The organism is Limnohabitans sp. G3-2 (genome assembly GCF_002778275.1).
Taxonomy (GTDB): domain Bacteria; phylum Pseudomonadota; class Gammaproteobacteria; order Burkholderiales; family Burkholderiaceae_C; genus Limnohabitans_A.
Window position 1 is genome coordinate 373146 of record NZ_NESG01000003.1, and the last position, 20948, is coordinate 394093.

A 20948-nucleotide genomic window follows, 5' to 3' on the forward strand; every position below is an offset into this window, starting at 1 on the left:
ATTGCAAGCCATAACTTGCAAAATAGCCCGGCAAGCTTAGCCCAAAACCCATGGCCGCATGAGGCACCAAGCACTTCTTGACCCAGGGCGATTTGCGGCACGGCCCCCATGACCTTTGCAGCACAGCGCACCAAATGGCAGGCCGCAATCCGCGACAATGGGGGCATTACCGATGAACACCATGCACACCCCCCATTTTTCCATCCTCTCCGTCGCGCTCGCCATCACCGTGGGCGCCCTGCTGCCCAGCTCTGGCGCTTGGGCCGCCAAGCCCCACAAGGCCAAAACAAACACCGCCAAATCGGCCCCGGCCAAGTCCGCAGCGTCCAAAAAGGGGGCGCCAGCGGTGAATGCTTTGCCCCCACTGCCCGCAGATGTGGCCCTGGCCCCCAACGCGCCGGCACTGCCGGCCAAAGCTTGGCTGCTGATGGACTTTGACTCTGGCGAGGTCCTGGCCTCGGCCAATGCCAACGAGGCGCTGCCTCCCGCCTCGCTGACCAAAATGATGACCAGCTACATCGTCGAGCAGGCGCTGCGCTCGGGCAAGCTCAAGCCCACCGACCTGGTCACCGTGAGCGAGAACGCCTGGTGCCGAGGCACCAGCGCAGAGTCTTGCATGTACCTGCCCTTGAACAGCCAAGCCACCGTGATCGACCTGCTGCGCGGCATCATCATCCAGTCGGGCAACGACGCGTCCAAGGCGATTGCCGAGCACATGGCCAGCTCTGAAGCGGGGTTTGCCAAACTGATGAACGCAGAGGCCCAGCGTTTGGGCATGACGCACACCCAATTTGTGAACCCCACCGGCCTGCCCGATCCGGCGCACAAGTCGTCCGCGCGCGACTTGGCCATTTTGGCGCGCGCCATCATCAAGGACGGTGCCGAGTACTACCCCCTCTACGCTGAACGCGAGTTCAAGTACAACGGCATCAAGCAAGGCAACCGCAACGCCCTGCTTTACACCGACCCCACCGTGGACGGCCTCAAAACAGGCCACACTGCCGAGGCGGGGTATTGCTTGGTCACATCGTCCAAGCGCAACGACACGCGGCTGATCTCGGTCATCCTCAACACCCACAGTGCGCAGGCACGGGCTGACCAAACCCGCACGCTGCTCGGCTGGGGTTTTGGCAGTTTCGAAAAAGTCAGCCCGCTGGCAGCCAACGCGGTGGCCGGCACGGCCAAGGTCAACTTTGGCAAGGCCGACACCGTGTCCGCAGGCTTGGCTGCGCCTTGGATGATCACTGTGCCGCGCGGCACCAGCGTGCAAACCGCGGTGGAACTCAAAACGGGCTTGGAAGCCCCGCTCGCCAAAGGGGCTGTGCTGGGCAAAGTCGTGGCCACGGCCAATGGCAAACCAGTGGGCGAAGCAGCGCTGGTGGCGCAGACCGACGTGGAGCGCTCAGGCTGGCTGTTGTTGGCTTGGCAGCATCTGACCCGCTTGTTCGGCAAGTAAGCCGCAGGATCAGGGGTGCCGCTCCAGCACCCGCGTCAAAGCCGCCTGCAAATGCTCTGAGGGCAGGCGCTTGAAGCCCGAACGGGCAAAGCGCTGCAAGCGGCCTTGCATGAAAGCGACCAACACAGAAGCCTGTACCTGGGTGTCCACGGTGGGCGTGCTGGACGCGGCGTTCGCCTCGCGCAGGGATTGACGCAGTTGCGCCTCGATCTTGTCAAACAGCAAGTTGATGCGTTCTTGCAAACGCTCATGCTCGAGCACCAAGGCGTCGCCGATCATCACGCGGCTCATGCCCGGGTTTTTCTCTGCGAATTGCAGCAACAAGGCGACGATGCGGCTGGCCTGCACAGCACCCGCGGGTTCACGGTCGGTGACCTGCCGAATCAGTCCGATGACCGATTGGTCCACAAAATCGATCAGGCCTTCAAACATCTGCGCCTTGCTGGCGAAGTGGCGGTACAAAGCCGCTTCGCTCACGCCGATCTTGGCGGCCAAACTGGCCGTGGTGACGCGCTCGGCACCCGGCTGCTCCAGCATGGCGGCCAGGGTTTGCAAAATTTGCAAGCGTCTCTCGCCCGGACGCGGGCGTTTGCGCACGGGGGCCTCATCACCTTCTGAAAATCGCTCGCTTTGTGGCTCTTGGTCCGACATGTCGCCCCCGCTGTTTTTTCAAATGATGGATGGCTGCAGCATTCAGCGGCTGCGGATCATGGTGCCAAAGGCTTGCTCGGACAACACTTCGAGCAGCATTGCGTGCGGCACACGCCCATCGATGATGTGCACCGCATGGACGCCGCTCTTGGCGGCATCCAATGCCCCTGCGATTTTGGGGATCATGCCGCCGCTGATGGTGCCGTCCGCACACAACTCGTCGATGCGGCTGGGCGTCAACTCGGTCAGCAACTGGCCTTCTTTGTCCAGCACGCCACGGATGTTGGTGAGCATGAGCAATTTCTCAGCTTGAAGAACGGTGGCCAGTTTGGCGGCCACCACGTCAGCGTTGATGTTGTAACTCTCGTTGTTCACACCAAAGCCAATGGGGCTGACCACGGGTATGAAGGCGTCGTCCTGCAGGCAGGTCAAGATCGAAGGGTCAATGCTTTCAATTTCGCCGACCTGGCCCACATCGTGCTCAATGCTTGCGTCTTGGCTGTCGACCAGGCGCAGTTTTTTGGCGCGGATCAAGCCACCGTCGCGGCCTGTGAGGCCCACGGCCTTGCCGCCCGCGCGGTTGATCATGCCCACAATGTCTTGCTGCACTTCGCCGCCCAACACCCACTCGACCACTTCCATGGTTTCTGCATCGGTCACGCGCATGCCCTGAATGAACTCGCCGGTCTTGCCCAGGCGCTTCAATGCGGTTTCGATCTGCGGTCCGCCGCCATGCACCACCACCGGGTTCATGCCGACCAGTTTCAACAGCACCACATCCTCGGCAAAAGCCTGTTGCAGCGCCGGGTCCGTCATGGCGTTGCCGCCGTATTTGATGACCAGCGTTTTGCCGTGGTACTTGCGGATATAGGGCATGGCCTGCGCCAAAATTTGGGCTTGGTCATGCGGGGCCAGGGCAGCGGTTTTGGTGGTGTCGGTCATGTTCAAAAGCATCCAGCAAAAAATGGAAAACAAGGCTCAAGCGTTTGGCAGGCATTGTGCCGCATGCCCAAGGTGCATCACAGCATCTCCGCGAGCATGCGGTCGACGCCTTGTTGCCAAGGTGGCAGCACCAAACCGAAGCTTTGCTGCAGCTTGTGTGTGCTCAACCGAGAGTTCAAAGGACGCTGTGCGGGCGTTGGAAAGGACGCGGTGGACACGGGCGCCACCTCCTTGACTTGCAAGGCCAGATCGGGCTTGATCTGGCGGGCGGTGGCGATCACGTGGCTGGCGTAGCCGTGCCAAGTCGTCTCGCCGGCCGCCACCAAATGGTACACACCCGCCAGATCTTGCTGCTGCAACACGCAACGGATGGCGTGCGCGGTGACATCGGCAATCAAATCGGCGCCGGTGGGCGCTCCGTGCTGGTCGTCGATGACCGTCAAGCGTTCGCGTTCAGCGGCCAATCGCAACATGGTTTTGGCAAAGTTGCCACCCCGCGCCGCATAGACCCAGCTGGTCCGAAAAACCAGGTGCTTCGCGCACGCGGCGGCAATGGCTTGCTCACCCTCCAGTTTGGTTTGTCCGTAAACACTCAAAGGCGCCGTGGCGCCGCCCTCTTGCCAAGGCTGGTCGCCTTGGCCATTGAACACGTAATCGGTGGAGTAATGCACCAACCAAGCGCCCACCTCGGCAGCGGCTTTCGCCAGGGCTGCGGGGGCGGTGGCATTGAGGCAGCGGGCCAGTTCAGGCTCGGACTCGGCTTTGTCCACCGCCGTGTGCGCGGCCGCATTGACCACCACGTCCGGTCGGAGGTCCCGCACCGTTTGGGCCAGACGCTCGGGCTGGCTCAGGTCACCGCACCAAGGGGTGCTGTGCCGATCCAGCGCCAGCACTTCGCCCAGCGGGGCCAAGCTGCGCTGCAACTCCCAGCCCACTTGGCCATTTTTCCCCAGCAGCAAGATCTTCATGCTTGGCGCTCTGCATAGTTCTTGCTGACCCACTCGCGGTATGCGCCACTTTGCACATGGGCCACCCACTCGGGGTTGGCCAAATACCACGCCACGGTTTTGCGGATACCCGTCTCAAAGGTCTCGGCAGGCTTCCAGCCCAGCTCGGCTTCGAGCTTGCGGGCGTCGATGGCGTAGCGACGGTCGTGACCTGGACGGTCGGTCACATAGGTGATTTGCTCCGCGTAAGAGGTGCCATCGGACTTGGGGCGCATCTCGTCGAGCAGTTGGCAAATGGTTTGGACGATCTCGATGTTGGGCTTTTCATTCCAGCCGCCCACGTTGTAGACCTCGCCCAAACGCCCGGCTTCCAGCACGCGGCGAATGGCACTGCAGTGGTCTTTGACGTAGAGCCAATCGCGGATTTGCATGCCGTCGCCGTACACCGGCAGTGGCTTGCCTGCCAAGGCATTGACGACCATGAGCGGGATGAGCTTTTCCGGAAAGTGATAGGGCCCGTAGTTGTTGGAGCAGTTGGTGGTCAGCACCGGCAAGCCATAGGTGTGGTGCCAAGCGCGGACCAAATGGTCACTGGCCGCTTTGCTGGCGCTGTAGGGGCTGTTGGGCTCGTAACGGTGGTTTTCGTTGAAGGCCGGATCGCCTTTGGCCAAAGAGCCATAGACCTCATCGGTGGAGACGTGCAAAAAGCGGAAAGCCGATTTCTCGGCGGCGGGCAAATCGGTCCAATATGCACGCACCGACTCGAGCATGCGGAAGGTGCCCACGATGTTGGTGTCAATGAACTCGCCCGGGCCATGGATGGAGCGGTCGACGTGGCTTTCTGCCGCAAAGTTGACCACCGCGCGCGGGCGGTGCTCGGCCAACAAGCGGCTGACCAATGCGCCGTCTCCAATGTCCCCTTGCACCAACTGGTGCCGCGCATCGCCCTGCAAGCTGGCCAGCGTTTCGGGATTGCCCGCGTAGGTGAGTTTGTCAAGGTTGATGATGGCCTCGTTGCTGGCGGCCAGCCAATCGAGGACAAAGTTGGCGCCAATGAAGCCGGCGCCGCCGGTGACGAGAAGGGTCATGAGGATGCGGATCTGCTGGGTGCCACGGGACGCGGCACCACGGTCTGGCGATTTTAGAAGCATTGCGCCTGAACGCAGGTTAAAGTGGCACCTTGTTCAGGAAGTGCACCATGGCCAAATCAAAAGACCCCACACGCAACACCAGCAGCGCCTCTGCGCCACAGGGCAGCACCCCGCCGCCGGCCCAGCATGTTTGGCTGGCCGGTTTGGGCGCCATGGCCAAAGCCCAAGAGCAAGGCAGCAAAGCCATCGAGACCTTGTTGAGCGACGGTTTGGCGTTCCAGCGCAAAAGCCAGGCTGAGGCGCAGCAACGCCTGCACGAAGCCACCGAGCGTCTGAGCCATTTGGCCACCGACTTTGGCCAACAGGCCACTGGCCGCGTCGACAAACTGGAGCATTTGTTTGAAGACCGGGTGGCCAAGGCCTTGCACCGCTTGGGCATGCCAACCCTCTTGGACATTCAGATGCTGAGCGACCGCGTGGCGCAACTCGAAACTCAATGGGCGGCAGCGCAGAAACCGTCCTCTGCATCCGCGAAGAAAGCGCCCGCCAAGGCGGCAGCAAAAACCGCGGCCCCCAAAGTGGCCACAAAGGCGGCCCCAAAAGCCGCCCCCAAAGCCGTCCGAACACCCGCCCAGAAAACCCGGTCAAAGTCCGCCTAAGAACTGGCAGGGCGCACCGACATGGCCAAAAAAGCCCCCCGCAGAACCGCCGAGCGGATTGCCGAGGTCACGCTGGCCTTGTTCAACCGGTTTGGCGAGCCCAACGTTTCCACCACGCTGATTTCTGCCGAACTCCACATCAGCCCAGGCAATCTGTACTACCACTTTGCGTCCAAGGATGCCTTGGTCAACCACTTGTTTGACCAATACGAAGTGTCGATGTTGGCGCTGCTGGATGCCGCACCCGATGTGCGCGACATCGAAGACGCCTGGTTCTTTTTGCACTCCCTGTTTGAGCAAGTGTGGAACCACCGGTTTTTGTACCGTGACCTGAACAACCTGCTCTCGGGTAACCGCCACTTGGAGACGCATTTCCATGCCGTGCTGGAGCGCCAAACTTTGGCGTTCAGGCAATTGCTGGAGTCTTTGGCATCGGCGGGCTTGATGGCAATCGACGCGGACAGCATCGAAACCCTGTCGGCCAGCATGTCGGTGATGGTGACCTATTGGCTCAGCTATGAATATGTGCGCAACCCTCGGCAAGCGCTGGAGCCGGCCAGTGCGGGCTTGGCCCTGACACGGGGTGCACAGCATGTGCTGGCCCTGCTGACGCCCTACATGGCCAGTCAGGATCTGCAAACGCATTTGCAAGCCTTGAGCTCGGCCTACAGCGCCAACGACACGCGCTGAAGCCGCCGCTCGAGGCCTTCCGCTTCTTGCGAGCGCTCAGGGCCTTGCCGTGAACCGCAAAGCCGCCAAAGCCAGCAAGCCGTCAAAAATCAGGTTGTCCACCAGCTCAAATTGAAGCGACATGCTGGGGGCCATTTTCCAACCCGCACCGCCGGTCATGATGCACAGGGGCTCCTGCCCGGTGCGTTCGCGCAGGTGCTGCACCATGCGTTCGCAAGCCCCGGCAATGGCGTAAGTGCCGCCACTGGTCAGGGCATCGCTGGTGTTGGTGGGGAAAGGGGTCACCTCGCCGGTGGGCACATGCAAACCGGCTGTACCGGATTCCAGCGCCCGCAGCATGATGCCGTGGCCAGGCAAGATCAGCCCGCCTAAAAACCGGCCATCGGCGTCGATGGCTTCGACCGTCACAGCCGTTCCCACCATGACCACCACCAAGGGGCGTGCAGGACCGCAGGCCAGCAAACGGTGACGTGCACCCACCATGGCCACCCAGCGGTCTGAGCCCAAGCGCGAGGGGTGGTCGTAGCCATTGGTCAGTCCCGCCTCTTGGGCGCTGGGCACCACCCAATGCGGGGTGACGTCCCAAATGTCCATTTGCTCTTGCACCCGGCGTTTGATCGCATCGCCAGCCACCACGCACCCCAGCATCTGGTCCGGCTTGGGCAACTGCGCCCAAGCGCCTTCGGACAGGCGGTCGATGTTCTCCAGAAACTCGGCGCCATGCGCCAGCAATTGGCCCTGGGGGCTGGGTTGGTCGTAAAGCGCCCATTTCAGGCGCGTGTTGCCCACATCGATGGCTAAAAATGTCATCCGGCGATGATAATGAGTTTCAGCGCCGATGGACGCCGTGCGAAGCAGTTCTCGCCGCTTCCCGTCAAATGGCGGGGCGAACCACGGGCATCACCGACTCATAAGCCCTGGCCGCACGCAAGACCAGCGCATCGCCAAACATCGGCCCCACGATCTGTAAACCCATGGGCAAGCCCTCACGGGTCAAACCACAGGGGACCGTGATGGCCGGTTGTTGGGTCAAATTGAAGGGGTAACTGAAAGGCGTCCAGCCCAACATGGACGCCGGATTCATGGGCACGGTGCCAGCTGCACGCGCCTCGAACGCGGGGATCGAGACGGCGGGCGTGACCAGCAGGTCATAGCGTTGCATGAACTGGCGCATGTGCGAGCCCAACACGCCACGCCTTTGGTTCAGTTGCTGGATTTGCAAGGCGCTCAGTTGCGCGCCCAACTCGGCCTCGGTCTGGAAATCCGGGTCAGCCACGGCTTGCTGCGCGGCGCTCAAACCTTGCCAGACGGTGTAGGCACCCAAAAACCACAGGCCGGTGGTGATCTCCAGGGGGTCCTCGAAACCGGGGTCAACTTGCGCCACTTGCGCGCCCAAGGCCTGCAGTTGTTGCACAGCCGCCGCCACCGCCGCAGCGATCTCGGGATGGACATTTTTGGCATAACCCAAGGTGGGTGAATAGGCGATCCGCAAGCCACGCAAGCCGTCTTCCAGGCCCACGGTGTAGTCGCTCGCGTCGGGGGGCAGCGCCGTCCAGTCGCGGGCATCGGGCTGCTTGAGCACATTGGTCATCAAGGCGGCGTCGCGCACGCTCATGGTGTGCGGGCCCAGATGCGCCACCGAACCAAACGGTGACAGGGGATAAGCGGGCACGCGGCCAAAGCTGGGTTTGAAGCCCACATTGCCGCAAAAGGCGGCCGGGATGCGCACGCTGCCCGCACCGTCGGTGCCCACGCCCATGGGCCCCAGGCCTGCCGCCACAGCCGCCGCCGTCCCCCCCGAAGAGCCGCCAGGCGTGTGGTTCAAATTCCAGGGGTTGCGGGTGATGCCTGTCGCTGGCGAGTTGGTCTCGCCCTTGCACCCAAACTCAGGGGTGGTGGTTTTGCCCAGCAAAACAGCCCCCGCTTCGCGCAAACGGGCGGTGGCGGGCGCGTCCACATCCCAGGGCTGGTTGCGGTCAATGGTGCGGCTGCCGCGCAGGGTGGGCCAGCCTTGGGTCAGGATCAGGTCCTTGATGGAAGTGGGCACACCGTCCAAAGCGCCCACGGGCGTGCCTTGTTGGCGGTGGGCTTGCCAACGGGTTTCACTGGCTCGTGCGCTGGCCAAAGCGGCCTGCTCATCCACCAGACAAAAGGCGTTGATTTTCGGGTTGACACGCTCGATGCGCTGCAGCACGGCCTGGGTGACTTCCACCGGTGAGGCCTGGCCACTGCGGTACAGCGCCAGCAGTTCGTGGGCGGGAACTTGGGTCAGGTCTTGGGGTGTCGCGCTCATGGGGTGTGCCTCTTCAAAAAAGTTCAAAAGCCAGACCGACCCGCCGCCTCAAGGCCGGGTACGGGTGTTCGGACTGAGTTTTTTCCAGGGCAAGTCGCCCGGATCGGCGGCCATGGGGCCGGCCGCTTTGGCCACCAGCACGCGGCTGGCGATGGGGGTGAAGTCGGCCCGGAAATGGTTGGAGCTTTTGACGACCAGCAGCTTCATCTGCTCGGGGTGGATGCCCACGGCGCGAAACAATTCGCGGTCGAGCATTTGGCATTTGCCACTGGACACGGCGATCAGCACGCCGTCTATTTCCAGGCAGGCGCATGGGCCGATGTGGGCTTTCATGCCGGTCATCATGGGGCCTTTGAGCTCGCAGTATTCGGGGCCCAAAGCCCGCACCATGAAGCGCCCTTGCAAAGGCGGGTCACTCGCCTCGCCGGTGAAGGTCGGCACCGCTTTGCCCAAGGCCAGTTGCAGGCTGGCCCCGACCCCTGCCGCATGCGCCATGCGGGCGGCGTCAGGGTCGTACAACAAGCCCAGCGCCACTTGGCCAGGCCAGCGCTGGCCCGCGCCTTGTTGCAGCAGCGCATGCAGCATGCCCGTGGTGTTGCTGTCACCCCCTGCGCCCGGGTTGTCCTGCGTGTCGGCCATGACCACAGGGGCCGCAGACCGCTCGGCCGTGGCCAAGGCTTGCGTGACGGCCTCACGGGCCAACAGCACATCGGGGCGCCACTGTCCAGGTTCGGCCACGCGTTCAAACAAGCGCTGCACCGCGGCTTGCGCCTGCGGGCCGTGCCCCCAGACCACCGGGCCGCACTCGGCAAAGTCAGACGCCGGAAAACCCATGCAAAAACTGAGCATGCAGCCTGTTTGTGACTCCAGCGCGATCATCTCGTCGTACAGGTCTTTGGCCGGGGCCATCCAGGTGCTTTGGGCGTTGAGCGGAATCAAAAACGGCAGGCGACGCGCCTGCATGGGGCGCTTGCTGCCTGCACGCAAATGTTCGCGCAGCAGCAAGGCGGCCCGCTCACCGGTCTCGGCCATGTCGATGTGCGGGTAGGTGCGGTAGGCCACCAGGCCATCTGACAGGCGCAGCATGTTGTCGGTGACGTTGGCGTGCAAGTCCAAGCTGGCCACGATCGGCACCCGTGGGCCGACCAGCGCGCGGATGCGGGCGATGAGCTCGCCTTCGCTGTCGTCGGCATTCTCGGCCACAGCCGCGCCGTGCAAGTCCAAATAAACGCCGTCCAGGCCCTGCACCAAGGCCGAACGCACGTCTTCAAGGATGGCGCTGCAGATGCGCTCAAACGCGTCTTCGGTCACATACGACGAGGGGGTGGCCCCGGCCCATGCCGAAGGCAGCAACTGCCAGCCTTCGCGCTTGGCCGCGTCGATGAAGCCGCCCGCCGGGATGTTCACACCCGTCATCTGGTCCAGCATGGCCTGCCCACGCACATAGGCCGGAAAAGCCTCGCCACTTTGGAAGGCCGTCCAATCGGCCAGGCTGGGCGCAAAGGTGTTGGTCTCGTGCTGGTAACCAGCGATCAGGATTCGGGTCATGGCTGCGTTGGGTGTGAGCGCTCAGGCGGCTTCGAGCGGCGGTAAAGCGGCAGGCGCCGCCTGGAGCAGGCGGCGGGTGTAGTCTTGTTGAGGGTTGGCATACAACTGGGCCGTTGGGCCTTCTTCGACGATGTGGCCCTGGTGCATCACGATCACGCGGTCACACAACTGGGCCGCCACCCGCAAGTCGTGCGTGATGAACAGCAAACCGAGTCCCAGTCGCGCCTGGATTTCGCGCAACAAATTGAGGATCTGAGCCTGAACGCTCACATCCAAGGCACTCACCGCCTCGTCGGCCACCAGCACCTGGGGCCGACAAGCCAGTGCACGGGCAATGGCCAGGCGTTGCCGTTGTCCGCCGCTGAATTGGCTGGGGTAACGCTGCAGCGCTTCGACCGGCAGGCGCACCTGCGCCATCAACTCGGCGGCCAAGGCTTGGGCCTCAGCGCGCGACTGGCCAAAGTTCATGGCCCCTTCGACCATGGACTGGCCCACCGTGCGGCGCGGGTTGAGCGAACGGTTGGGGTCTTGAAACACCACCTGCACCCGATTGCGCAATGGCCGCAAACGGCCCTCGGGCAAGGCGGCAACGTCTTGCTCGCCCCAAAGAATGCGGCCCTCGGTCGGGTCGATCAGGCGGATCAGGCAGCGGGCAAAAGTGGACTTGCCCGATCCGGACTCGCCCACGATGCCCACCGTCTCGCCTGCGTGCACGGCCACATGGGCGTTTTGCAGCGCAGCGGTGGCGCGGTTGCGGCCCATCCAGTCGCGGCTGGCATAGGTTTTGCCCACCCCCTGCCCAGACAACAGGGCCTGGCCTTGGAAGGCGGGTTTGGCCGCAGGCGGCATCATGCCCGGCACGGCGGCAAGCAACTGGCGTGTGTAGGCGGCTTGGGGGCGGCGCAGGACCTGCTCACAGGGTCCGCCTTCCACGGCTTCGCCCTGGTTCATCACCAACACATCGTCGGCAATCTCGGCCACCACGCCCATGTCGTGGGTGATGAACAGCACGGCACTGCCTTGTTCGCGCTGCAGGTCGGCAATCAGGCGCAAAATTTCCTTTTGCGTGGTCACGTCGAGCGCCGTGGTCGGCTCGTCGCAAATGATCAGGGCGGGCTTGAGCACCACGGCCATGGCGATCACGATGCGTTGGCGCTGACCACCGCTCAGTTGGTGGGGGTAGCTGCGCAGCATGCGCTCGGGGTCTGGCAAACGCACACGCTCAAAAATGCGCAGAATTTCGGCGCGGCGCTGGCTCTTGGGCCAATCGGTGTGGGTCGAGAGCAATTCATCGACTTGGTCACCACAGGTCATGACGGGGTTGAGCGCCGTCATGGGTTCTTGGAACACCATGCCCATGCTGCGCCCCCGCAAGGCCCGCAAACGTGCCGCAGAGGCACCGAGCAAGGACTCGCCCTGCAACACAATCTCACCCTCGCTGGGGCGCAGTTCTTTGGCCAACAAGCCCATGACGGTGGTGGCCATGACCGACTTGCCCGAGCCCGACTCGCCCACCACACACAAGGTCTGACCCGGCAAGATGCTCAGGGACACCTGGTGCACCGCATGCACCCGATCCCCCCCGGCAGGCAAGGCCACCGACAGCTGGCGAATGGAGAGGACCGGAGTAGGAGATGCTGTGCTCATCACGCGCCCCTTTTCGCAAACTTGGGATCGAGCACGTCGCGCAAACCATCGCCCAACAAATTCACGGCCAACACCGTCGGCACCAAAAACAAAGCCGGGTAGAGCACGTTGCCCGGATACTGGCTGAACTGCACGCGCCCCTCGGCCATGATGTTGCCCCATGTGGGGATGTCAGGCGGCAGGCCCAGTCCCAGAAAACTCAAAATCGCCTCGGTCAGCACGGCCGAAGCGGCCACAAAAGTGCCTTGCACGATCAAGGGCGCCAAAGCATTGGGCAAGATGTGTCGCCACAAAATCACGGGCGTGGGGGTGGCCAGCGCACGGGCCGCTTCGACAAAAGGCTCTTCGCGCAAACTCAGCACCAAAGAGCGCACCAGACGGGTCACCCGCGGCACCTCAGGAATCGCAATGGCCACCACCACGGTGCCCACCTGAGCGCCGAGCGCGGCCACCAGCGCAATGGCCAGCAAGATGGCGGGAATGGCCATCAGCCCATCCATGAAACGCATCAGCACCGCATCGACTTGCCGGAAGTAACCGGCCAACATGCCCAAAAACCCGCCCAGCGCCAGCGCCAGCGCAGCGGTGAAACCACCCACCAGCAAAGACACTTGCGCCCCATACACCACGCGGCTGTACAGGTCGCGGCCAAAGCTGTCGGTGCCCAGCCAGAAGGTGTGGGCCACCGTGCTGCCGTCGAGCAAAGTGAAGTCGCCTTGGAGCCCTGCGGGTTTGTTGATGAAGTTGGAGTCCATGGCGGACGGGTCCACCGTGCCCAGCCAAGGCGCCAGCAAGGACACCAGGACCATGAACCCGAGCACCACGGCACCAAACCGGATAGAGCCATTGGCCCACAAACGATGAGAGAGGGACATCAGTAACGGATCCTCGGATCAAGAAAGAGGTAGCTCAAATCGACCATGAGGTTGATGAACACATAGGCGCAGGAAAACAGCAGCACCAGACCCTGGATCACCGGGAAGTCGCGGTTGAGCACCGCATCCACCGTGAGCATGCCCAGGCCGGGAATGGCGTACACCGTCTCGGTCACCACCACCCCCCCAATGAGCAGGGCCACGCCAATGCCGATGACGGTGACGATGGGCACCGCCGCATTGCTCAGGGCGTGGCGCAGCAGCACCACGCGCTCGCTCAGGCCCTTGGCCCGTGCCGTGCGGATGTAGTCTTCGGTCAGCGCCTCGGACACGCTGGCCCGGGTCACCCTGGCGATCAGCGCCACATAAATCATGGCCAGCGTCATCCAGGGCAAGACCAGCTGCCGCATCCAATCCCACACCCCGACACTGCGCGGCCCGAACAAAGCTTTGTAGCCCTGCACCGGCAACCACTCCAGGCGAATGGCAAACAGGTAAATGAGCAAGTAACCCACCACGAACACCGGCACCGAAAACCCAGCCACCGAAAACCCGGACAGGATTTTGTCAAGCCAGCCGCCCATGCGCCAAGCGGCGATGGTGCCCAGCGGAATGGCCACCGCGATGGCCAGCACCAAGGTGCCCGCGGCCAAGGACAAGGTGGGCTCGATGCGCTGGGCGATCAGCTCCGTGACGGGCTTGCTCAGGTAATACGAATACCCCAGATCGCCCTGAAACACCCGACCGATCCAGATGAAGTACTGGGACAGGATCGAGCGATCCAGGCCCAGTTGTTCGCGGATGCGGTGGATGTCTTCGGTGGTGGCGCTGTTGCCCGCAATCACCGCCGCCGGATCACCGGGGGCCAACCTCAAGATGAGGAAGACCACCAGCGAGACGACGAGCAGGACCGGCAGCACCGCCAACAAGCGGCGCAGGACGAATTGAAACATCGCTCAGAACCTGGTCAGTTTTTCTTGATGTTCCACATGGCCGGGATACCGGGGGTTTGCAAAATGCCACTCACATTGCTGCGGATCACCGTGGGCGAGCGGTACTGACCCAAGGGCGCGTGGGTGGCGGTCTCCAAGGCCACGGCCTGAATTTGGCTGGCCAGTTTCTTTTTCTCTTCAGCCGAGCTTGCACGGGCGAAGCTGGCCTTCAGGGTCTCCAAGCGGGGCTCGTTTTGCCAACCGAACCAACCCGTGTCGCCCTTGGCGTTGAGCATGGCCATGGCCAGCGGGTTGGAGATGTCGCCGGCTGTCCAGGCGGTCAGGAATGCGTTCCAGCCCCCAGCGGCAGGCGCGTCTTTCTTGGCGCGACGGGCAACCAAAGAAGCCCAGTCCATTTGCTGGAAGTCCACTTTGAAGCCTGCCGCTTCGAGCTGCTGCTTGGCCACCAAAGGAATCTTGGCAATCGAGGCCAGATCGGTTGGGCGCATCAAGAGCACAGGCGTGTTGTCGTAACCCGCTTCCTTGAGCATTTCGCGGGCTTTGGCCGGGTTGGCAACGCCGGTGAAATAGCCCGTGTTTTCATCGGCGTACACCGTACCGCAAGGGAAGATGCTGCGGCACAGCTTGCCCAACTCGGGCACCCCAATTTGGGTGTTGATGTAAGCCTGCTGCCCCATCGCCACCATGGCCGCCTGACGGATTTTGGGGTTGTCAAAGGGCTTGTGCAGGTGGTTGAAGCGCATGATGAACTGCAAGCCTGCTGGCGAGAAGTCATCGATCTTCAAACCTTCGGTTTTCTTCAAGGTTTCGTACTGCTCAAAGCTGGGCTGCTCGACCATGTCCACTTCACCGGCTTTGATGGCGTTGAACTGGGTTTGCGGGTCGCGGATGATGACCCATTCCACACGGTCAAAGTTAACCGGACGGCCACCGGCCATGCCGCTGGGCGCTTCAGCGCGTGACTTGTACTTGGCGTTGCGCGTGTACACCGCCAAAGCACCGGGCTTGAATTCGTCGGCCTTGAAGATGAAGGGGCCCGAGCCAATGTGTTCCTTGATTTGCTCGGCGCCTGGCGTGGCCGCAATGCGAGCGGGCATGATGAAAGGCACGTTGGACGAGGCCTTGCCCAGAGCGTCGATCACGATGCCACTGGGCTCCTTGAGGATCAGACGGAAGGTGCTGGCATCGGGTGCTTCGTAACGGTCGATGAAGGTGTTCAGGATGCCGCCCATGGCGTCGCGGCTGGCCCAACGCTTGAGCGAGGCCACCACGTCTTCGCTGGTGACCGGCTTGCCATCGTGAAACTCCAGGCCGCTGCGCAGCTTGAATGTCCAGGTCTTGCGATCGGGCGAGTTGGTGTAGGTGTCCACCATCTGGGGCTTGATGTTGCCCTGTGCGTCTTCAGAAAACAGGGTGTCGTAGATCATGTACGCGTGGTTGCGCGTCACGTAGGCCGTGGTCCAGATCGGATCGAGCACCGCCAAGTTGGCGTGCGGCACAAAGCGGAACACCTTGTTGTCTGGGGTTTGGGTTTGGGCTTGGGCCACCACGGGGGCCAGCATGCTCAACCCCAACAAACCCGTTGCAGCAAACAGAACACGTCTCTTCATGATCAGATCTCCAAAAAAGGAACAGTTGAAAAATCATGATGACAGCTTTCAAAACGAAGCAGCGTCACCTTTGCGCAAATCCAAGTCGGGGTTTTCACCAGTGGCCGATCACCCTTTGACCGCTTTCATAATACAAATCAATCCGAAAGTGCCACACATGGTCAACCCTGATATTTCCGCCGTCGATTTGTCCCGCGCCATACACCTCAAGCAGGTGTCATGCCAAGAAGTGATGCAGTCCACACTGGCGCGCATTGCGCGACTGAATCCGCAATCGAACGCCATCGTCAGCCTGCAAGAACCCGAGTTGTTGATGGCGCAAGCGCGCGAGCGCGATGCGCAGCTGGCCCGCGGCGAGTCCATGGGCTGGATGCATGGCATGCCCCAAGCCATCAAGGATTTGGCGAATGCAAAAGGCGTGCGCACCACGCTGGGCAGCCCCCTCATGAAGGACTTTGTGGCCCCTGAAGATGGCCTCATGGTTCAGCGCATGAAAGCCGCTGGCGCCATCGTCATTGGCAAGACCAACACGCCCGAGTTTGGGTTGGGGTCGCACACCTTCAACGAAGTGTTTGGCCCCACCCGCAACGCCTGGAACCCCGGCAAATCGGCAGGCGGCAGCAGCGGTGGTGCAGCGGTGGCGCTGGCCCAGCGCTTGTTGCCGGTGGCCGACGGCTCGGACTTCATGGGCAGCTTGCGCAACCCCGCGGGGTGGAACCATGTGTTTGGTCTGCGCCCCTCACAAGGCCGCGTGCCCATGTCGCCCGCGCAAGATGTGTTCGTGGCCCAATTGCCCACCGAAGGCCCCATGGCCCGCCATGTGGCGGATTTGGCCATGCTGCTGTCGGTGCAAGCGGGTGCGCACCCGTCCAGCCCCTTGAGCCTGACGCAAGACCCTGCCGTCTTTGCAGGATCTCTGGCCAGCAACCCCAAAGGCTTGCGCATGGGTTGGCTGGGCAATTTGCAGGGCTACTTGCCGATGGAAGACGGGATTCTCGACGTCTGCCAAGCCGCGCTGAACAGTTTTTCGGGGATGGGCTGCAGCGTGGACGAAGCCCGACTGGGCATGCCCCCCGAAGAAATTTGGCGCACTTGGTTGGTCTGGCGGCAAGCTTTGGTCGGTCCGCGCATCGCCCCTTTCTTGCTCAACCCGGCCAACCGAGCACACATCAAAGCCGAAGCCCTTTGGGAACACGAGCAGTCCCTGGGTTTGACCGGTACCCAACTGCTGGCTGCCAGTGCCAGCCGCACGCGCTTTTACCAAAGCATGTTGGCCCTGTTTGACCAATTCGACGTGCTGGCCATTCCGGTTGCGCAGGTGTGGCCTTTCGATGTGGGCTTGCGCTGGCCCCAAACGGTTGCTGGGCAAAGCATGGACACCTACCACCGCTGGATGGAAGTGGTGATCTACGCCACGCTGGCAGGCCTGCCCTCGATCAGCGTGCCTGCAGGTTTTGGCCAGAACGGTTTGCCCATGGGCCTGGCCTTGATTGGCAAACCCCAAGGCGACTGGGATTTGCTGAAGCTGGCCCACGCTTACGAGATGGCGAATTCAGACATGATCGCCCGCCGCCCGCCGGGTGTTTGAGCCTGGCGGTTCGTTCCGCTCAGTTTTGCTGCCAAGGCAAGCTGCGCACACGCCATCCGCCCAGCGTTCCTCGGTGCGCTTGGCCGTCGGGGTCGCCTTCAAACCCCTCCAGGATGTTGTAGGCCTGCACGCCCAACTCGGTGGCGCGCTGGGCAGCGGCAATCGAGCGCACCCCGCTGCGGCACAGCAACACCAGCTTTTTGCCGCTCGCACCCAAGGCCTGCACACCCGAATCAAAGCCGGGGTTCACTGCCATGCCGGGCCACTGCTTCCAAGCCAGGGCATGGGCACCCGGCACAAAACCCACCCAGGCACGTTCTGCGTCGCTGCGCACATCCACCAGTTCGGCCTCACCCGACTGCACCCAGGCCCAAGCCTGCTCGGGTGAAACGTCACCCGCATAGCCTGTGGCCGATTGGAGCGGGGGGAGTACAGGTGCGGCGGGAGAGGTCATGGGGCGTTCATCCAAGAATAGGGAAAGTCATTTTGAAAGGCTTTTGAGTCCAAATCATAGCTTTTCGCCAACTCGCCAATGCGTCAGTGACAGGACAGGCTGCAGCGGCTAAGATGCGGGTTTTGGTTGACGTTTACGTCAACGTCAAAGCTGCAAGCCTGCCCCGCTACCGGAGACCCTCATGACCGACCTGTCCGCCGAATTCAAAGCCCTGGCCGAATACCGCCCCACGAACAAGGTGCGTTTTGTCACCGCCGCTTCTTTGTTTGATGGCCACGACGCCGCCATCAACATCATGCGCCGCATCTTGCAGAGCATGGGCGCCGAGGTCATCCACCTGGGCCACAACCGCTCGGTGGACGAGGTGGTGACCGCGGCCCTGCAAGAAGACGCACAGGGCATCGCCATCAGCTCTTACCAAGGTGGGCACAACGAATACTTCAGCTACATGGTCGATTTGCTCAAGGCCCGTGGCGGCGAGCACATCCAGGTCTTTGGCGGCGGTGGCGGTGTGATCGTGCCGGCCGAAATTCGCGCTTTGGCCGAGAAAGGCGTGCGCATTTTCAGCCCCGAAGACGGCCAAAAAATGGGCTTGGCGGGGATGATCGGCGAAATGGTCATGCGCTGCGACCAGGACGTGAGCCCCTTGGCGCCCAAAACCATCGACGCCATCGAAGGCCATGGCGAGATGAACTGGCGTGCGCTGGCACAACTGATCACCGCTTTGGAGAACGACAAAGCCGATGCGGGCGTGGTCAAGGCCGTGCGCGAACAAGCCGCGCAAAAGAAAGTGCCCGTGTTGGGCATCACCGGCACCGGCGGCGCGGGCAAGTCTTCGCTCACGGATGAATTGATCCGCCGCCTGCGCCTGGACCAAGGCGATGCGCTGCGCGTGGCGGTGATTTCGATCGACCCCTCCCGCCGCAAGAGCGGCGGTGCGCTGCTGGGCGACCGCATCCGCATGAATGCGATCTCTCCTTGGTCACAAGGCCCCCGCGTGTTCATGCGCTCGCTGGCCACGCGTGACTTTGGCAGTGAAATCTCAGCCGCCCTGCCCGACGTGGTGGCCGCTTGCAAGGTCGCAGGCTTTGATGTGATCGTGGTCGAGACCTCGGGCATTGGCCAGGGCGACGCAGCGATCGTGCCGCATGTGGACGTGCCCATGTACGTGATGACGCCCGAGTTTGGCGCGGCCAGCCAGCTCGAAAAAATCGACATGCTGGACTTTGCCGAATTTGTGGCGATCAACAAATTCGACCGCAAAGGTGCGTCGGATGCCTTGCGCGATGTGGCCAAACAGGTGCAGCGCAACAAAGAAGCCTGGAGCACACCCACAGAGCAGATGCCCGTGTTTGGCACCATGGCGGCGCGGTTCAACGACGACGGCGTGACCGCCTTGTACCAAGCGCTCAAAACCCGCTTGGCAGAACTGGGCATGCACACCACCGAAGGCCGCTTGCCCGTGGTCAACGTGCGCTTCAGCACCCACCAAAACCCGGTGGTACCGTCTTCCCGCACCCGCTACTTGGCCGAGATCAGCGACACCGTGCGAGGCTACAAGAAACGCGCCATCGACCAGTCGCGCCTGGCCCGTGAAATCCAGCAGCTGCGCGCAGCCGCCCGCATGCTCGAGGTGGGCAAATCGGGTCGCGCCAAAGCGGCCGAAGCCGCCATCGATTTGGCCGTGGCCCGCGAAGAAGCCCAAGACCCCTCAGCCAAAAAGTTGCTGGCCCAGTGGCCCGACATGCAAAAAGCCTATGCGGGCGACGAGTACGTGGTGAAAATCCGCGACAAGGAAATCCGCACGGCGCTGACCAGCAAGAGCCTCTCCGGCACCACCATCCGCAAGGTGGCGCTGCCCCAATACGAAGACCACGGCGAAGTGCTCAAGTGGTTGATGCTGGACAACGTGCCCGGCAGCTACCCCTACACCGCAGGCACCTTTGCTTTCAAGCGCGAGGGCGAAGACCCGACGCGCATGTTCGCGGGTGAAGGCGACCCCTTCCGCACCAACCGCCGCTTCAAGCTGGTGAGCGAAGGCCTGCCCGCCAAGCGCCTGTCCACTGCGTTCGACTCCGTCACGCTGTACGGCAACGACCCCGACCTGCGCCCCGACATCTACGGCAAGATCGGCAACTCGGGCGTGAACGTGGCCACGCTGGACGACATGAAGGTGCTGTACTCGGGCTTTGACCTGTGCAACCCGACCACCTCGGTGTCCATGACCATCAACGGCCCGGCCCCCTCGATCCTGGCCATGTTCATGAACACGGCCATCGACCAGAACATCGACAAGTTCAAGGCCGAGAACGGCCGCGAACCCACCGACACCGAGACGGCCAAAATCAAGGCATGGGTGCTGCAAAACGTGCGCGGCACGGTGCAGGCCGACATCCTGAAAGAAGACCAAGGCCAGAACACCTGCATCTTCTCGACCGAGTTCTCACTCAAAGTGATGGGCGACATCGCGCAATACTTTGTGCACCACGATGTGCGCAACTTCTACTCGGTGTCCATCTCCGGTTACCACATCGCCGAAGCCGGGGCCAACCCGATCAGCCAGCTGGCTTTCACGCTGTCCAATGGTTTCACGTTCGTGGAAGCGTACCTGGCGCGCGGCATGCACATCGACGACTTCGCACCCAACCTGAGTTTCTTCTTCAGCAACGGCATGGACCCGGAATACACGGTGCTCGGCCGCGTGGCGCGCCGCATCTGGGCCGTGGCCATGAAAGAGAAATACGGCGCGAACGAGCGCAGCCAAAAGCTCAAGTACCACATCCAGACTTCGGGCCGCTCGCTGCACGCACAAGAAATCCAGTTCAACGACATCCGCACCACGCTGCAGGCGCTGATCGCGATCTACGACAACTGCAACAGCCTGCACACCAACGCCTTTGACGAAGCCATCACCACGCCCACCGAAGACTCGGTGCGCCGCGCCATGGCGATCCAGATGATCATCAACCGCGAATGGGGCCTGGCCAAAAACGAAAATCCCAACCAGGGCGCTTTCATCATCGACGAGCTCACCGAGTTGGTCGAAGAAATGGTCTTGGCCGAGTTTGAAAAGATCGCCGAGCGTGGCGGCGTGCTGGGTGCGATGGAAACCGGCTACCAGCGCGGCAAGATCCAAGACGAGTCCATGCACTACGAGATGCTCAAGCACACCGGCGAGCTGCCCATCATCGGCGTCAACACCTTCCGCAACCCCAAGGGTGACGAAGTGCTCGAAAGCCTTGAGCTGGCCCGCTCCACCGAAGAAGAAAAGCAGAGCCAACTCCAACGCCTGAACGACTTCCACACCCTGCACGCCGCCGAGTCACCCGCCATGCTCCAACGCCTGCAGCAAGCCGTGATCGACAACGGCAACGTGTTCGAGGTGCTGATGGACGCGGTGCGGGTGTGCTCGCTGGGTCAGATCACCAACGCGCTGTTTGAGGTGGGTGGGCAGTACCGACGCAACATGTGAACCACCCATGTTGGGGTTAAAGCCGCCGACCTGCGGGATGTTTGTAGGTCGGTGGCTTTAGCCCCGACAGTG

The 20948-nt window shown here is 62.3% G+C and carries 17 protein-coding genes; 5 read left to right on the forward strand and 12 right to left on the reverse strand.

All coding sequences use genetic code 11. The features are described from left to right. Nucleotides 1–181: 181 nt before the first annotated feature. On the forward strand, nucleotides 182–1456 hold the full coding sequence (locus tag B9Z31_RS06245) for a D-alanyl-D-alanine carboxypeptidase family protein (protein WP_100118776.1): 1275 nt from the start codon (nucleotides 182–184) through the stop codon (nucleotides 1454–1456). Nucleotides 1457–1465: 9 nt separating this feature from the next. On the opposite strand, the gene slmA is transcribed toward B9Z31_RS06245, so the two are convergent. The 4 genes from slmA to rfbB all read right to left on the reverse strand — a co-directional run bounded on the left by slmA (nucleotide 1466) and on the right by rfbB (nucleotide 5084). After that, on the reverse strand, nucleotides 1466–2107 hold the full coding sequence (slmA, locus tag B9Z31_RS06250; protein ID WP_100118680.1) for a nucleoid occlusion factor SlmA: 642 nt from the start codon (nucleotides 2105–2107) through the stop codon (nucleotides 1466–1468). A gap of 42 nt (nucleotides 2108–2149) precedes the next feature. Continuing rightward, nucleotides 2150–3049 (reverse strand): acetylglutamate kinase, encoded by a 900-nt coding sequence (gene argB / locus B9Z31_RS06255; RefSeq protein ID WP_100118777.1) that lies wholly within the window; start codon nucleotides 3047–3049, stop codon nucleotides 2150–2152. A 77-nt stretch (nucleotides 3050–3126) separates the two neighbouring features. After that, nucleotides 3127–4017, reverse strand: a complete 891-nt coding sequence (gene rfbD / locus B9Z31_RS06260) for a dTDP-4-dehydrorhamnose reductase (protein WP_100118681.1) — start codon at nucleotides 4015–4017, stop codon at nucleotides 3127–3129. Then, nucleotides 4014–5084 carry a dTDP-glucose 4,6-dehydratase gene (gene rfbB / locus B9Z31_RS06265; protein ID WP_100118778.1) on the reverse strand — a complete coding sequence of 357 codons (1071 nt, stop codon included), beginning with the start codon at nucleotides 5082–5084 and terminating at the stop codon, nucleotides 4014–4016. Before rfbB ends, rfbD begins: the two co-directional genes overlap by 4 nt. Nucleotides 5085–5194: 110 nt before the next feature. Between rfbB and B9Z31_RS06270 the strand changes: the two genes are divergently transcribed. Together B9Z31_RS06270 and B9Z31_RS06275 are read left to right on the forward strand one after the other, a co-directional pair. Further along, nucleotides 5195–5746, forward strand: a complete 552-nt coding sequence (locus B9Z31_RS06270) for a phasin family protein (RefSeq protein ID WP_100118682.1) — start codon at nucleotides 5195–5197, stop codon at nucleotides 5744–5746. A 21-nt stretch (nucleotides 5747–5767) separates the two neighbouring features. Next, a complete protein-coding gene (locus B9Z31_RS06275; protein WP_100118683.1) occupies nucleotides 5768–6436 on the forward strand; it encodes a TetR/AcrR family transcriptional regulator in 669 nt (222 codons plus the stop codon). 36 nt (nucleotides 6437–6472) lie between these two features. Here B9Z31_RS06275 and B9Z31_RS06280 read toward each other — a convergent pair whose 3' ends face one another. The 7 genes from B9Z31_RS06280 to B9Z31_RS06310 all read right to left on the reverse strand — a co-directional run bounded on the left by B9Z31_RS06280 (nucleotide 6473) and on the right by B9Z31_RS06310 (nucleotide 15362). Next, nucleotides 6473–7246 carry a type III pantothenate kinase gene (locus tag B9Z31_RS06280; protein WP_100118684.1) on the reverse strand — a complete coding sequence of 258 codons (774 nt, stop codon included), beginning with the start codon at nucleotides 7244–7246 and terminating at the stop codon, nucleotides 6473–6475. Between the two features lie 64 nt (nucleotides 7247–7310). Further along, nucleotides 7311–8729 (reverse strand): amidase, encoded by a 1419-nt coding sequence (locus tag B9Z31_RS06285; protein ID WP_100118779.1) that lies wholly within the window; start codon nucleotides 8727–8729, stop codon nucleotides 7311–7313. Nucleotides 8730–8777: 48 nt separating this feature from the next. Continuing rightward, complete coding sequence (locus B9Z31_RS06290) at nucleotides 8778–10277, reverse strand: M81 family metallopeptidase (RefSeq protein ID WP_100118685.1); 1500 nt, start codon at nucleotides 10275–10277, stop codon at nucleotides 8778–8780. Nucleotides 10278–10298: 21 nt separating this feature from the next. Continuing rightward, a complete protein-coding gene (locus B9Z31_RS06295; RefSeq protein ID WP_100118686.1) occupies nucleotides 10299–11924 on the reverse strand; it encodes an ABC transporter ATP-binding protein in 1626 nt (541 codons plus the stop codon). Beyond that, complete coding sequence (locus tag B9Z31_RS06300) at nucleotides 11924–12799, reverse strand: ABC transporter permease (protein ID WP_100118687.1); 876 nt, start codon at nucleotides 12797–12799, stop codon at nucleotides 11924–11926. Before B9Z31_RS06300 ends, B9Z31_RS06295 begins: the two co-directional genes overlap by 1 nt. Further along, complete coding sequence (locus B9Z31_RS06305) at nucleotides 12799–13752, reverse strand: ABC transporter permease (protein ID WP_100118688.1); 954 nt, start codon at nucleotides 13750–13752, stop codon at nucleotides 12799–12801. The genes B9Z31_RS06300 and B9Z31_RS06305 overlap by 1 nt, the downstream gene beginning before the upstream one ends. A 14-nt stretch (nucleotides 13753–13766) precedes the next feature. After that, a complete protein-coding gene (locus tag B9Z31_RS06310; RefSeq protein WP_100118689.1) occupies nucleotides 13767–15362 on the reverse strand; it encodes an ABC transporter substrate-binding protein in 1596 nt (531 codons plus the stop codon). A gap of 148 nt (nucleotides 15363–15510) precedes the next feature. Between B9Z31_RS06310 and B9Z31_RS06315 the strand changes: the two genes are divergently transcribed. Next, nucleotides 15511–16950 (forward strand): amidase, encoded by a 1440-nt coding sequence (locus B9Z31_RS06315; protein WP_369804657.1) that lies wholly within the window; start codon nucleotides 15511–15513, stop codon nucleotides 16948–16950. Nucleotides 16951–16969: 19 nt separating this feature from the next. Here the strand turns inward: B9Z31_RS06315 and B9Z31_RS06320 are convergent, their stop codons facing one another. After that, nucleotides 16970–17404: a rhodanese-like domain-containing protein gene (locus tag B9Z31_RS06320; RefSeq protein WP_100118690.1), complete on the reverse strand. Its 435-nt coding sequence runs from the start codon at nucleotides 17402–17404 to the stop codon at nucleotides 16970–16972. A gap of 181 nt (nucleotides 17405–17585) precedes the next feature. Here B9Z31_RS06320 and icmF point away from each other — a divergent pair, with 181 nt between their 5' ends. Continuing rightward, the gene (icmF, locus tag B9Z31_RS06325; RefSeq protein ID WP_100118691.1) at nucleotides 17586–20876 is read left to right on the forward strand and encodes a fused isobutyryl-CoA mutase/GTPase IcmF; all 3291 of its coding nucleotides are present in this window, start codon (nucleotides 17586–17588) and stop codon (nucleotides 20874–20876) included. Nucleotides 20877–20948: the final 72 nt, after the last annotated feature.